Source organism: Shimia sp. FJ5 (genome assembly GCF_032918335.1).
GTDB lineage: Bacteria > Pseudomonadota > Alphaproteobacteria > Rhodobacterales > Rhodobacteraceae > Shimia > Shimia aestuarii_A.
Map to the genome: position 1 here is coordinate 381,819 of NZ_JAWJUV010000002.1, position 13,353 is coordinate 395,171.

The window sequence follows — 13,353 nt, forward strand, 5'->3', positions numbered from 1 at the left end:
TTTCGCGCGATTTCGCCCGCGAGCGTGGCTTTGGGGCGGTTTTTCAAAGGAGCGCGCCACGGCGCGCGCATTGGGTGCCTGTCCCTGTCCTGCGATGCAGGCCAGGGACAGGCGGGTGCGAGGCGCTGCCTCGCGCTCCGAGGTATTTTCCCCAAGCAGAAGTCAAATGCACGAGATGCGGTGCTGGTCGTGTCGGGGCCGGCGCGTTAGAAGAAGGAGAACTGGCAAGTCGTGAAAGTGCGCCCGTATGAATATCCTTTTCATTCACCAGAATTTTCCCGGTCAATATAAGCATTTGGCGCCTGCGCTGGCGCGGGCGGGGCACAAATGCGTGGCTTTGACCCTGAGGGTTGAGACGCCAACCGATTGGCGCGGTGTCCAACTTGTCCCCTACCGTATTCGGCGCAAACCGGGCGAGGGGCTGCATCCGTGGCTTGTTGATTTTGAATCCAAGCTGCTGCGCGGGGAATCCTGCTATCTCGCGGCGCGGGAAATGAAGGCGCAGGGATTTGAGCCGGACCTGATCGTGGCGCATCCGGGTTGGGGCGAATCGATGTTCCTGCGCGATCTTTGGCCCAATGCACGGATCGGCCTTTATTATGAGCTCTACTATACCACCCACGATGGCGACATGGGGTTCGATCCGGAATTCCCGCAGAAGATGCCGGAGTTGGAGGCGATGCGGCTTCGGGTCAAGAACCTCAACAATATGATGCATCTCGAGGTCGGCGACCTTGGGATCAGCCCGACCGAGTTTCAGGCCAACACCTATCCAGAGGCGTTCCGTGACCGGATCACCGTGATTCATGACGGGATCGACACGGAGATCGTGCGGCCGAACGCGGAGGCGGTTCTTGATCTTGGTGATGGGGTTTCGGTCACGGCGCAGGCTGAGGTCATTACCTTCGTCAACCGCAACCTCGAACCCTATCGCGGCTACCATATCTTTATGCGCGCCTTACCGCAGCTTCTTAAGGAACGCCCCAAGGCGCGGGTTGTTCTTGTTGGGGGCGATGAGGTCTCCTACGGGGCGAAGCCGCCAAAGGGGCGGACATGGAAGCAGATCTACATCGACGAGGTGCGCGGGCGGATCGCGACGCCGGATTGGCAGCGGGTGCATTTCCTGGGCCGGGTGCCCTACGATCAGTTCCTGAGCCTGTTGCAGGTTTCAAGTGCGCATGTCTACCTCACCTATCCGTTCGTCCTGAGCTGGTCGCTCATCGAGGCGATGAGTGCGGGCGTGCCGATTGTGGCAAGCGATACGGCGCCGCTACACGAGGCGATCCATCACGGTGAAACCGGGCGGCTCTTTCCGTTCTTCGCGCCGGATCGGCTTGTCGAGGAGGTGTGTGGGGTTCTTGAGGATCGCGACATGGCGCAGGGCCTGGGGCGGGCTGCGCGAAAAGTTGCGCAGGAAAAATACGATCTACAGACAGTTTGCCTGCCGCAGCAGATGAAATGGATCGACCGGCTCGCGTCGATGGAGCCGGGTCGGATCACGATGTAAGGGCCGAAAGCGGCGTTTGGATCAGAGGCGGCCGTCGGCGATCCGCAATTCGCGGGCGCGTGTCAGGATCGCGTCTTCGACGGCGCGTACCGTGCCAGCCGCGACCGGGCGACCGCCACGGGTCTGCATGGCCACGTGCAGCGAGCGCGCATCCAAGGCGGGGTCGCGGATGTATACGGTCGCGCGGTAGGAACGGCCACCGCCCGGGGGCGTGCCAAAGCCGGTCACGATCACGCCCGAGAACGGGTCAACCGATTGAACCGGCAGGAAATCCAGCACTTCAAGCGAGGCATTCCAGATATACTTGTTCACCCGCACGGTGACGTCGGAGTTGTCGTCCTTAAAGATATCCCAGATGGAAGACCCGTCGGTCGAGCGGTCCGTCGGATTGCCGACATCATCGCGGTTGAGATAGTCACCGGCCGCGGCCTGTTCCTGTGCGTAGGGATCTTGTTTGCGGCCGCCGCAGGCTGCCACGAGAAGAACCAGTGCGGAAACTGTCAGGAATTTAAATGCGCGATTGCGTGTCATGGCCAACGTTGCCCCGTCCAATGCTTTGATACCGTCCTAGCCAAGAGGCGCGCGCGGGGCAAGGAGAGAGTCGCCTTCTTGGTTCGGGAGAGATTGGTCGGCGGGGAACAGACTGTGGCATGTCTGCACCATTTTCGGCGACATTGCATTTCGGCGTGCAGGTTTTCTTGCAAGAGAGGCCGGAAAAGAGTGAAACACCCTTGCAACCCTCGTCGGATTCCCCGGCTTGGGCGCATGAATTGGAAAACCGAGGGAAAAATCATGAAAAAGATTCTCTTCGCAACGACCGCTCTCGTCGCCACCGCTGGCGTCGCAGCAGCAGACGTTTCGTTCGGCGGCTATGCCCGCTTTGGTGTGGACTACAACGACTCGCGCGCAACTGAAGAAGTTCGCATCACGAGCCGTTTCCGTCTCGTCGTGACCGCATCCGCTGAGTCGGACAACGGTCTGTCGTTCGGCGCTCAGATCCGCTACCAGGCCGACGCCAACGAAGACACCTACAAAATCACCTCGCTGACCCCGGTCACCAACGGCACCGGTTCGACCGTTGCTGTGGGTCTCGGCAAAGCCGGCTTCAACACCCCGCGCTTCTGGGTTTCGACCGGTGGTCTGACCGTTTCGGTTGGTCACATCATGGGTGCCTTTGAAAACATGCCGGGTATCTACGCTGGTTCCGTTGGCCTCACCGGCCTCGGCTATGCCAACGTTGTCACCAACTACGGCGTTGACTTCTACACCTCCGGCGCAGCTGGCCGCTTCGGCTTCGACGTTGTGTACTCGGCTGGCGCCTTCGGCGTTCACCTGACCCACACCTTCGACGACGCGTACCTCGCAGCTTCGAACTCCGGCGTTTCGCGCACCGGCATCGTCGCATCCTACTCGATGGGTGACTACACCTTCGCTCTGGGTGTTCAGGACTCCGACGTTGTGACCGACACCGACTGGGCGTTCACCGCTGGCGGTTCGTTCGGCGCATTCGACCTGACCCTTCAGGTTGCTGACAACGGCACCAACGACACCAAATACGGTATCGCAGGTAACTACAACCTCTCCGCAGCAACCTCGCTGCAAGGTTATGTCAACGTCGACACCCGCGCTGCATTTGACGTGCCGGGCGGCGAAGACATGAACATCGGTCTGGGCTTCGTGCACAACATGGGCGGCGGCACCTCGCTCCGCGGTGGTGTTGCATCGCTCGCAGGCGCAGCTGGCAACACTGTCCGCGCCGACCTCGGTCTGCTCTTCTCCTTCTAATCTTAGAAGAAGAATACAGCCTAAGAGAGGGCAGGTCTTCGGACCTGCCCTTTTCTTTTGGCCGGGGATAATGTTTTAAAGCGGTGAGTGTTGAAGACAGGAACCCGCGCATGTCCCTTGCCGATATCAAAGCCCGCATTCACAAGGCCGAAGAGGCCGCCGGTCGCCCGGTTGGCGCGACGAAGCTCATCGCGGTGAGCAAGGTGCAGCCCAATGACCGGGTCGAAGCCGTTCTGGAGGAGGGGCATCGTCTCTTTGGGGAAAACAAAGTGCAGGAAGCAGCGGGCAAATGGCCCGATTTCCGCGCACGCTTTGAGGGTGTCGAGGTGCATCTCCTCGGGCCGCTTCAGACCAACAAGGCACGGCAGGCGATCGAGCTATTCGAGGCGATTCACTCGGTAGACCGGCCCAAACTTGCCAAGACGCTGGCGCGGTTGGCGCAGGAGATGGGGCAGTGTCCCGAATTGTTCATTCAGGTGAACACCGGGGAAGAGCCGCAGAAGGCGGGGGTTTTGCCCGCAGAGGCGGATGCATTCGTCGCGGAGTGCCGGGCGCTTGATCTGCCGGTGAAGGGGCTGATGTGCATTCCGCCGGTGGACGAAGAGCCGAGCCTGCATTTCGCGTTGCTTGGCAAGATCGCAGCGCGCAACGGGCTCGACGGGCTTTCCATGGGGATGAGCGGTGATTTTGAGCGCGCGGTGGCGCTTGGGGCGACGCATGTGCGGGTCGGGTCGGCCATTTTCGGGGCGCGTGACTACGGATAAGGGGCAAAAGCCGTTTCGAAAGCCCTTTTTAGCGGACGATCACGCGCGTGCCCGGCGCGGCATGGGCGGCAATCCAGAGCAGATGATCGCGGCGAAAGGCGATGCAGCCTTCGGTCGGATAGCCCTTGCGGCGATATTGATGCAGGAAAATCGCCGAGCCACCGCCCGGCGTTGCGTCGGGCCAGTTCCAATCCGTCAGCAGAATCACATCATAGAGCGGATCAGCGCGGCGCAGGTGCTCGTGGCTTGGGGTATAAGGCGCGCGCACGAGGGTATTATACGCCGGATCGTCGGGGGCATCTGACCAGAGATCATCTTTGCCGATCGCCATCGCCCAAGGCGCGGGCGCAAGCAGGCGGTCAGCGCGGTAGAGGAGGCCGGTGATCCGGTGGACGCCGCGCGGTGTCGCGCCGTCCCCTTCCCGTTTCTCTGACGTCAGGCCGCCCTTGCCGATGGAGCAGGGAATATAGCGGCCCATGAAGCGCACGCCGCGCGGTGTCAGGACGAGATCAGCAGGTGTCATAGCAAGTGCCCGGATTTCGCCGCCTTGGTGGCGAGATAGGCGCGGTTGTGGGCATTCTCGCCGACCTTGAGCGGTACGCGTTCGGCTACGGAAATCCCATGATCTTCCATCATCGAGACCTTGCGCGGGTTGTTGGTCAGCAGGCGCACCGAGGAAAAACCGAGTTCGCGAAGAATTTTCGCGCCGATGCGGAAATCGCGCTCGTCATCTTCAAAGCCGAGGCGGTGATTGGCCTCGACCGTGTCAAAGCCCTGATCTTGAAGGCTATAGGCGCGCATCTTGTTGGCTAGGCCGATGCCGCGCCCCTCCTGATTGAGGTAGAGGAGGACGCCCGCGCCTTCCTGGCCCATCTGTGTCAAGGCACCGCGCAGTTGCGGGCCACAATCGCATTTGAGACTTCCAAGGACATCGCCGGTAAAGCAGGCAGAATGCAGGCGGGCGAGAACGGGTTCGTCGCGTGGCGGGCGGCCGATCTCGATCGCGTAATGCTCTTCGCCGCCATCCTCGGGGCGGAAGATATGCAGCCGCCCGGCCTCGGCCGCTTCCATGGGCAGGCGGGCATGAACAACCGGGTGCAGGGGGCTTGTCGCTTCGAGATGCGGCGCGGCGAGGTCGGCGGGAATCACCGTCAGGCCATTGGCAAGGGCAAACCCGGCGGGATCCTTTAGGTCGGTCACGACGGCAGCGGGCAAAAGCTGGGCCGATTTCGCCAGCTTGATCGCGGCCCGGTGCAGGCCCGCGTCGCCGCCGCGCTCGGCCAAGAGCGGCCCCTTCATCGGAGAGGCGAGATCATCCGCCGGATCGGCAATATCCCGGACCCACGCAAGGCTCGCGTCCGAGGGCAGGTTGATACGCGCAAGATCGCCGTCATAGGCATGGGCCTTCAGGGTCGTGGCGCGACGGGCCGTAATCGCAAGCACCGGATGCCCCCCGAGGGCGCGCAGATCATCCAAACGCTCTGCCTTGAGTGTTTCCGCAGCGAGGACAAGCACCGCCGCGCCGTTGCCAGTCAGCAAGATCGGCACCCCCATGCGCAGGTCAGCGCGGGCGCGGGCAAGGCGTTCGATAATGTCGGGTGCGAAGCTCATGGGTGGGGCTTGTTATAGTGTTACGGTTTTGAGGGACAGGTGTATCCCCGATTGTCGCATTATGAAACATATCACGGGTGAATTACACGAGGCCGTGAGAGGATTGCAGCAATTCTTGTCGAACGCGTGAGGGCGCGCCACATGTCATGCGACGAAGAGAGAAAGGGAGGTCGAGATGGCCCAGCTCAAGAAGATCCTGCTTGTCGATGATGACGAGGACCTGCGCGAGGCGCTGGCCGAGCAACTCGACATGACCGAGGATTTCGATGTGTTCGAGGCCGGCAACGGCAGCGAAGCCATGGTGAAGGCCAAGGAAGGCCTGTATGACCTGATGATCCTTGACGTGGGCCTGCCGGACACCGACGGGCGCGAGCTTTGCAAGCTGATGCGCAAACAGGGCGTCAAATGCCCGATCCTCATGCTCACGGGGCATGACAGCGACGCCGACACCATCCTTGGCCTTGATGCCGGGGCGAATGACTATGTGCCGAAACCCTTCAAGTTCCCTGTGCTCCTTGCCCGTATCCGCGCGCAGCTGCGCCAGCATGAACAATCGGAAGACGCCGTGTTCCAGCTTGGGCCGTATACGTTCAAACCGGCGATGAAGATGCTCGTGACCGAGGACGATCGGAAAATTCGCCTGACGGAGAAAGAGGCCAATATCCTCAAGTTCCTCTACCGATCGAGCGAGGGCGTGGTGCCGCGCGACGTGCTTTTGCACGAGGTCTGGGGCTATAACGCGGGGGTCACGACCCATACGCTCGAGACCCATATCTACCGCCTGCGTCAGAAGATCGAGCCCGATCCGTCCAACGCACGGTTGCTCATTACGGAGTCTGGTGGGTATCGCCTTGTTGCGTGATGGGGTGCTGCAGCGATGCAATATGCCGTGACGGAATTTTCCGATTTGCGAAAATTTCGTTGATCTGGGTCAAAGTCACGGATTCAATGAATCTTTAGAACATACCCACTATTACGTATCCCTTGCATGTCTGGGTTATGACATGCACCTCCCTGTTGGACTGGGCCCGGATTTGTTCCGGGCCTCTTTTTTTGTTTAGAGAGAGGCGCTTGGGCGCGCAGCGATCCGGTCGTACCAGCGTTTCAGATTGGGGCGGGTGTCATCGACACGCAGTTTGATGACACGGGCGAAATCGACAAAGACAAAGCCCGTGATATCAGCGAAGGAGAACCCGTCAGCGGCGATATAGTCGCGATCTGCGAGGTGCGCGTCGAGCCGGTCAAAAAACAGGGTTGCGCGTTCGAGGCCGCGTTTGGCCAAGGCGGGAATCTGTTCGAAATTGTCCGGGCCGGGCAGGGCGCGACCCTTCATATGTGGGTTGCCGTTGCGCAGGGCTTCGGCGATGGCGAGGCCGAGCTGATGCTCGATCCGGGCGTTCCACATCTGAATCAGGGCCTTTTCTTCGACGGAGGTGCCTAGGAGAGGCGGTTCGGGGTGCGTCTCCTCGAGATAGGTTGCGATGGCGATATTCTCGCTCAGGATCAGGCCGCTTTCGGTCGCCAGCACGGGGACCGTAGCGCCGGGGTGGATCGCTAGGAATTCAGGCGAGAGCTGTTCCCCCTTGGCGAGCGAGACCTCGCGGGTCTCGACCGAAAGCCCTTTCTCGGCGATGAACATGCGGGCGCGGCGGGGGCTTGGCGCGGTGGCGCAATCGTAAAAGATCATGGTGTTTCCTCCTCGGGGCCATGTTGAAGGGCTGCGCCAGAATGTCGAGCGTATCGTGGCGGCGCGGCGGGGATTGAGTATTTAGACAGAGAAGAAGACAGAGGCGGTTTTCGCCGTGGCGGGCCTTGGGGCGAGCGGTTAAGGTGGCGCGACAACGGATAGGAAACGGAGCGGATCATGGCCTTTACCCTTGCCACATGGAACATCAACTCGGTGCGCCTTCGAGAGCCTATCGTCTTGAAATTGCTTGAGGAAGAGGCGCCGGACGTGCTCTGCTTGCAGGAGTGCAAAAGCCCGGTCGAGAAGATTCCGCTCGAGGGGTTCAGGGCGCTTGGATACAACTACATCGTGGCGCGGGGACAGAAGGGATATAACGGCGTTGCAATACTGTCGAAGATCCCGATGGAAGATGCAGGCGACAAGGATTTCGCCGCACTTGGCCATGCGCGCCACGTTGCGGGCCGGCTTGAGAACGGGGTCACGATCCAGAATTTCTATGTCCCTGCGGGCGGCGACAAACCGGACCGTGAGATCAACGAAAAGTTCGGTCAGAAACTCGACTACCTTACCGAGATGCGCGATTGGTTCCACGGGGAGAGACCGGAAAAATCCATTCTTGTCGGGGACTTGAACATCGCCCCGCGAGAGGACGATGTGTGGAATCACAAGCAGCTATTGAAGATCGTCAGCCATACGCCCATCGAGGTCGAGCACCTTGCCGAGACTCAGGATGCGGGCAAATGGGTCGACATCACGCGGCAGGATATTCCCGAAGGTTTGCTCTATAGCTGGTGGTCCTATCGCGCGAAGGATTGGGATGCGGCCGACAAGGGGCGGCGGCTCGACCATGTCTGGGCAACGCCGGATATTTCCAACGCGGGGCATGGCAGCCGGGTCCTGCGCGCGGCGCGCGGATGGGAGAAACCGAGCGACCACGCACCGGTCTTTGCGACCTTCGATCTCTGAGAAACGCAGGTCGGTATTACGTCGGTATTGCGTCTGTAACGCGGTGGTGCCGATTTCGCAGATGTGACGGGTTGGCAGGCTTGGCCACAAGGGCCATATAGGGGCCAACACGACAGATGAGGGGGAAGACCCATGCTCGAACTTGGACAAGGCAACGCGGCACCGGCCGGCGATCTTATCAAGGATGTGACCGAGGCCACTTTCATGGCCGACGTGGTCGAGGCCTCGCAGGAGGTTCCGGTCATCGTCGATTTCTGGGCGCCCTGGTGCGGCCCCTGTAAGCAGCTTGGCCCGGCGCTTGAGGCGGCGGTGACGGCGGCGAAGGGCGCGGTCAAGATGGCCAAGGTCAATGTCGACGAGAACCAGATGATCGCGGGCCAGATGCGGGTGCAATCGATCCCGACCGTCTATGCCTTTTATCAGGGCCAGCCGGTGGACGGGTTCCAAGGGGCGCTTCCGCCGAGCGAGATTGACGCCTTTGTGCAGCGTGTCATCGAGGCGGGCGGCGGTGAAGCCGACAATGGCCTTGCCGATGCCGTCGAGGCCGCCGAGGCGATGCTGGCCGAAGGCGATGCGCAGGGCGCGGGCGAGACATTCGCCGCGATCCTCGAACAGGAGCAGGACAACGCGCCGGCCTTTGGCGGGTTGATCCGGGCCAATATCGCGCTTGGTGCGCTTGATCAGGCCGAGGCGGTTCTGGCGCAATGCCCCGAGGCGATGGCGACAACGCCGGAAGTTGAGGCCGCGAAGGCGCAGCTTGAGCTTGCCCGGCAGGCCGAAAACGCGGGTCCGGTGGCTGAATTGCGTGCGGCGGTCGATGCAGATCCGGACAACCACCAGGCCCGGTACGACCTTGCTCAGGCGCTTCATGCGGCGGGTGAGGCCGAGGCCGCGGTCGAGGAACTTCTCGAGCTTTTCCGGCGCGACCGGGAATGGAATGATGGGGCGGCCAAGGCGCAGCTCTTTACCATTTTCGAGGCGCTCAAACCCAACGATCCGGTGGTGCTTAACGGGCGGCGCAAGCTCAGCTCGATGATATTTGCCTGACGCGCAAAGCGCGCTAAGCTTTCCTGCATGTTCAAAGTTTCCGATCTTCCCGGTACGATCCCGATCTTTCCATTGCCGGGGGCGCTGCTCCTGCCGCGTTCGCGCCTGCCGCTCCATATCTTTGAGCCGCGTTATCTCGCGATGCTCGACGATGCGCTCAAGACGCCGGAGCGGTTGATCGGCATGGTGCAACCCAACGAGGTTCCGGGCCGTGAAGGGCCGGGGCTGCAATCTATCGGCTGTGTCGGGCGCGTGACGCAATTCTCGGAGACCGAGGATGGGCGCTATCTCATCACGCTGTCGGGGGGCTCGCGGTTCCGGGTGCTGCGCGAGGTCGAGGGGTTCACGCCTTATCGGCGCTGTGAGGTAAGTTGGGACGGGTTTGCACAAGATCTTGGTGGGCAGGAACACGACGTCGATTTTGATCGTGCGGCGTTCATGTCGGTCCTCGAGCGGTATTTCGATACCATGGACCTTTCGACCGATTGGGAGACATTGCGCGAGGCAGAGGACGAGTTGCTCATCAATTCGCTCTCCATGCTTCTTGACTTTGCCCCCGAGGACAAGCAGGCGCTTCTTGAGGCGCCGTCGCTGGCCACGCGGCGGGAGACCCTCGTGACGTTGATCGAATTCGCGCTCAGAGGCGGCGCGGGAGAGGATGTGATGCAATGACTGAGAAAGCACCGCTTTTTGACCGTCGGATGCTCGAGGCGCTGATCTGTCCGCAGACGCGCGGCACGCTCGAATATGATGCCGAGGCGCAGGAGCTGATTTCCAAGAGCGCGAACCTTGCCTTTCCGATCCGCAATGGCATTCCCGTGATGCTTGTCGATGAGGCGCGGGTGCTTGACTAGGCCACGGGGTCTTTCGAAAAGACGATTGGCGTTCAGAGGGTATTAACCCCCGACGTGTTTGCATGGGCCGTCACCAGAAGGAGGCGGCCATGTCACGTGTGAGTCCGGCGGATGCGCTTGGGTATATTCGGGAAGAGATAGCAGCCCTGAAACAGAGGGAGGCAGAGCTCAAGGCGCGGTTGATTGCCGAGGGCGAGGTCGAAGGCGATGCCTATGACGTCGAGTTTTGCGAGGTGCGGCGCAAGGTGTTTCGCTATGACCGCCTGCCGCGCGCGATGCTTTGTGATCCGCGATATTGGGATGAACGGGTGTCGGTCGAGCTTCGGGTCCGGGATCGGACTGTCGACTTTGGCGTTGGCAGTGGCGAGGCGCGGCTTAGCGCATGAGCGCGGGCAGCTCTCCGGTCAGGCCGGCCGCCTCGCGGATCATGCCACGGCGCAGCGGCGGGATCGCGTTGACGAGGCCAAGGCCAAGGTCGCGCCCGAGCCGCAGAAGCGGGTTGTCATTCGAAAACAGCTTGTTCGTGAGGTCCGTCGCGGCGATGAGCGCCTGCGTGTCGAAGCGGCGCCATTCTTGGTAGCGTTCGAGAACGGCTTCGGTGCCGATATCTTCGCCGCGCCGGCGGGCCTCGTCGAGCACCTGCACAAGCGCACCGACATCGCGCAACCCGGCATTGAGCCCTTGGCCCGCAATCGGGTGCATCCCATGCGCCGCATCTCCGACAAGCGCCACGCGATCGGCGATGAAAGCGTCGGCGACGGTCAGGTTCAGCGGATAGGTAAAGCGTTTGCCAGCAAGGGAAATCTCGCCCAGAAAGTCGCCGAACCGCGGGCGCAGGGCAGCAAGGTAATCTTCGTCGGAAAGCGATTGGAACCGGGCGGCGGTCTCGTCGGTTTCGCTCCAGACGATGGAAGAGATATTGCCCGGCAAAGGCAGGATCGCGAGGGGGCCGGGGGGCATAAAGAACTGATGCGCGACGCCGTCATGGGGCTTTTCATGGGCGATGGCGCAGACAAGCGCGGTCTGCCCATAGCCCCAGCCGGTGCGGGTAATCCCGGCGCGGCGCTGCACGCCGGATTGCCGACCGTCGCAGCCAACAAGGAGGCGGGCGCGGATCGTCTGGCCGGAAGCAAGCGTCGCGGTGACACCGGCGGTATCGACCTCTTGCTCGACGACCGAATCCTCGGTGATGAGGGTGATGCGGTCATCTTCGTCCATCGCGGCAAGGAAGGCGCGATAAAGAAACCGATCCTCGAGCATATGGCCCATCGGCCCCTCTTCGAGCGCGCCGCGTTCGAAATGCAAAAAGAAGGGCGAGGGGCCTTCGCCCGCGCGTCCGTCCGTAACCTTGATTTCGTTCATCACCTGCGCGTCCGATTTGACGCGCGACCAGACGCCGATCGCATCGAGAAGCCGCGTCGAGGCCAGCGCCAGCGCATAGCCGCGCCCGTCGAAATTGTCCTCGGCCCGCGCAGAGCGGGGGCGAGGATCGACCACGGTCACGGTAAAGCCCGCCTGCGCCAGCCCAAGCGCAAGGGCCGGGCCATTCAGGCCACCACCGGCGATAACGATGTCTCTGTCATAGCTCATAGGCCAAATATGCGCTTGTAATCGGGATTGTCCATGCCGCGCCGGGCGGCTACCGTCGCTTTCGCAGGATTTAGCAAGGGGACAGGCATGTTGGATTGGCTCTCGAAAAGCGCGGCGGAGCTTGGGCGCGGAATTGGTGACGGGGCGATTGATCCTGTGGCGCTCACGCAGGCGTTTCTTGGCGCGATCGACAGCCATGATGCCCGCGACCGGATTTATAGCGTCGTGACCCATGAGCGCGCCTTGGCCGAAGCCGAGGCCGCAGCGGAACGTGCCCGCGCCGGGCTGCGGCTTTCGCTGCTCGACGGGGTGCCGATCAGTTGGAAAGACCTGTTCGATACGGCGGGCGTCGAGACCGAGGCGGGGTCGAAGCTTCTTGAGGGGCGGGTGCCGGGGCGCGATGCGGAGGTGCTTCGCAATGCGACGGCGCTTGGCCTTGTGTGCCTTGGAAAGACACATATGTCCGAGCTTGCTTTTTCCGGGCTTGGTCTCAACCCGATGACGGCGACGCCGCCCTGTATCAATGATCCGGGCGCAGTGCCGGGGGGATCGTCCTCGGGCGCGGCGGCCTCGGTCGCCTTTGGCCTTGCGGCGGCGGGGATCGGTTCGGACACGGGCGGATCGGTGCGAATCCCGTCGGCCTGGAACGATCTCGTCGGTCTCAAGACCACGGCGGGCCGGGTGTCTAGCGAGGGCACGGTGCCGCTTGCGGCAAAATTCGACACGGTGGGGCCGCTTTGCCGCACGGTCGAAGATACGGCGCACTTGCTTGCGGTGCTCGAAGGGCGGCAGCCGATGGACCTGCGCGGCACGTCGCTTCAGGGCAAGCGGTTCGCGCTTTTGCAGACCTCGGCGCTTGACGATGTGCGCGAAACGCCGATGGCGGCCTATGTGCAGACGGTCAACCGGCTTCGTGATCTTGGTGCAGAGCTTGTCCCGCTTGAAGCGCCAGAAGTGGCGGAGGCGCTTGCACTTTCTGCGCCTCTCTTCACGGCAGAGGCCTATGGCACATGGCGTGACGTGATCGAAGCCGCGCCAGAGAAGATGTTCGACCAAATTCTCGAACGTTTCCGGGCCGGAGCACAGTTCGACGGCCCGACCTATGTCGCGGCGTGGCACAAGCTCGACGCCTTGCGCGCGCGCTGGCATGCGCGGGTTGCGGGGTTCGATGCGGTGCTTCTGCCAACCTCGCCGATCTTGCCGCCGAATGTCGCCCGGTTGATGACGGACCAGGACTATTACGTGACCGAGAATCTGCTCGCGTTGCGCAATACGCGGATCGGCAACCTGATGGGGGTGTCGGCAATGTCGCTTCCGACCGGGGTTCCGAGTTGCGGGTTGATGATGCTTGGCGCGCCGATGGGCGAAGAACGCCTGTTGCGGGTTGCGGCGGCAGTCGAGGCGGCGCTTCGCGCCGAGTGACCCGCCCGCCTTGGGCGCAAAAGCCACAACGCGCGGCTTTCAGGGCATTTTTCTGGACGTAGGCAGCCACCTTTTGTAGTCTGGGGGAAACGGGGCGCTAACGATCCCGAACCTTGAGGC

General features: G+C 62.0%; 15 protein-coding genes. 10 read left to right on the forward strand and 5 right to left on the reverse strand.

Going from position 1 to position 13,353, the window contains the following annotated elements; all coding sequences use genetic code 11:
* The first annotated feature begins 247 nt into the window (after window positions 1–247).
* The gene (locus tag R1W01_RS08340) at window positions 248–1,507 is read left to right on the forward strand and encodes a glycosyltransferase family 4 protein (protein ID WP_297754337.1); all 1,260 of its coding nucleotides are present in this window, start codon (window positions 248–250) and stop codon (window positions 1,505–1,507) included.
* Window positions 1,508–1,528: 21 nt separating this feature from the next.
* Here R1W01_RS08340 and R1W01_RS08345 read toward each other — a convergent pair whose 3' ends face one another.
* Complete coding sequence (locus R1W01_RS08345; protein ID WP_243611801.1) at window positions 1,529–2,038, reverse strand: DUF3576 domain-containing protein; 510 nt, start codon at window positions 2,036–2,038, stop codon at window positions 1,529–1,531.
* 261 nt (window positions 2,039–2,299) lie between these two features.
* Between R1W01_RS08345 and R1W01_RS08350 the strand changes: the two genes are divergently transcribed.
* Together R1W01_RS08350 and R1W01_RS08355 are read left to right on the forward strand one after the other, a co-directional pair.
* Window positions 2,300–3,292, forward strand: coding sequence for a porin (locus R1W01_RS08350; protein WP_243611802.1), 993 nt, complete (start codon window positions 2,300–2,302; stop codon window positions 3,290–3,292).
* Between the two features lie 110 nt (window positions 3,293–3,402).
* Window positions 3,403–4,056 carry a YggS family pyridoxal phosphate-dependent enzyme gene (locus tag R1W01_RS08355; protein ID WP_297754333.1) on the forward strand — a complete coding sequence of 218 codons (654 nt, stop codon included), beginning with the start codon at window positions 3,403–3,405 and terminating at the stop codon, window positions 4,054–4,056.
* A gap of 28 nt (window positions 4,057–4,084) precedes the next feature.
* On the opposite strand, the gene R1W01_RS08360 is transcribed toward R1W01_RS08355, so the two are convergent.
* Both R1W01_RS08360 and ribA read right to left on the reverse strand, forming a co-directional pair.
* Complete coding sequence (locus R1W01_RS08360; RefSeq protein ID WP_297754330.1) at window positions 4,085–4,579, reverse strand: L,D-transpeptidase; 495 nt, start codon at window positions 4,577–4,579, stop codon at window positions 4,085–4,087.
* Window positions 4,576–5,667: a GTP cyclohydrolase II gene (gene ribA / locus R1W01_RS08365; protein ID WP_297754327.1), complete on the reverse strand. Its 1,092-nt coding sequence runs from the start codon at window positions 5,665–5,667 to the stop codon at window positions 4,576–4,578. The genes R1W01_RS08360 and ribA overlap by 4 nt, the downstream gene beginning before the upstream one ends.
* 175 nt (window positions 5,668–5,842) lie before the next feature.
* Here ribA and R1W01_RS08370 point away from each other — a divergent pair, with 175 nt between their 5' ends.
* Window positions 5,843–6,529: a response regulator transcription factor gene (locus tag R1W01_RS08370; RefSeq protein WP_243611806.1), complete on the forward strand. Its 687-nt coding sequence runs from the start codon at window positions 5,843–5,845 to the stop codon at window positions 6,527–6,529.
* 195 nt (window positions 6,530–6,724) lie between these two features.
* Here the strand turns inward: R1W01_RS08370 and R1W01_RS08375 are convergent, their stop codons facing one another.
* The gene (locus tag R1W01_RS08375) at window positions 6,725–7,354 is read right to left on the reverse strand and encodes a glutathione S-transferase family protein (protein WP_297754325.1); all 630 of its coding nucleotides are present in this window, start codon (window positions 7,352–7,354) and stop codon (window positions 6,725–6,727) included.
* A 177-nt stretch (window positions 7,355–7,531) separates the two neighbouring features.
* Here R1W01_RS08375 and R1W01_RS08380 point away from each other — a divergent pair, with 177 nt between their 5' ends.
* The 5 genes from R1W01_RS08380 (at window position 7,532) to R1W01_RS08400 (ending at window position 10,607) form a co-directional block, all read left to right on the forward strand.
* On the forward strand, window positions 7,532–8,320 hold the full coding sequence (locus R1W01_RS08380) for an exodeoxyribonuclease III (RefSeq protein WP_297754323.1): 789 nt from the start codon (window positions 7,532–7,534) through the stop codon (window positions 8,318–8,320).
* Between the two features lie 132 nt (window positions 8,321–8,452).
* Window positions 8,453–9,367 (forward strand): thioredoxin family protein, encoded by a 915-nt coding sequence (locus R1W01_RS08385; protein ID WP_297754320.1) that lies wholly within the window; start codon window positions 8,453–8,455, stop codon window positions 9,365–9,367.
* Window positions 9,368–9,394: 27 nt separating this feature from the next.
* Window positions 9,395–10,039 (forward strand): LON peptidase substrate-binding domain-containing protein, encoded by a 645-nt coding sequence (locus tag R1W01_RS08390; RefSeq protein WP_243611810.1) that lies wholly within the window; start codon window positions 9,395–9,397, stop codon window positions 10,037–10,039.
* Window positions 10,036–10,221 (forward strand): Trm112 family protein, encoded by a 186-nt coding sequence (locus R1W01_RS08395; protein WP_243611811.1) that lies wholly within the window; start codon window positions 10,036–10,038, stop codon window positions 10,219–10,221. The genes R1W01_RS08390 and R1W01_RS08395 overlap by 4 nt, the downstream gene beginning before the upstream one ends.
* Before the next feature lie 89 nt (window positions 10,222–10,310).
* On the forward strand, window positions 10,311–10,607 hold the full coding sequence (locus tag R1W01_RS08400; protein WP_243611812.1) for a hypothetical protein: 297 nt from the start codon (window positions 10,311–10,313) through the stop codon (window positions 10,605–10,607).
* Here the strand turns inward: R1W01_RS08400 and R1W01_RS08405 are convergent.
* A complete protein-coding gene (locus R1W01_RS08405) occupies window positions 10,597–11,811 on the reverse strand; it encodes a UbiH/UbiF/VisC/COQ6 family ubiquinone biosynthesis hydroxylase (protein WP_297754315.1) in 1,215 nt (404 codons plus the stop codon). The two genes, R1W01_RS08400 and R1W01_RS08405, sit on opposite strands and share 11 nt — an antisense overlap.
* Window positions 11,812–11,898: 87 nt before the next feature.
* Between R1W01_RS08405 and R1W01_RS08410 the strand changes: the two genes are divergently transcribed.
* Window positions 11,899–13,233 (forward strand): amidase, encoded by a 1,335-nt coding sequence (locus tag R1W01_RS08410; RefSeq protein ID WP_297754312.1) that lies wholly within the window; start codon window positions 11,899–11,901, stop codon window positions 13,231–13,233.
* The last annotated feature ends 120 nt before the right edge of the window (window positions 13,234–13,353 follow it).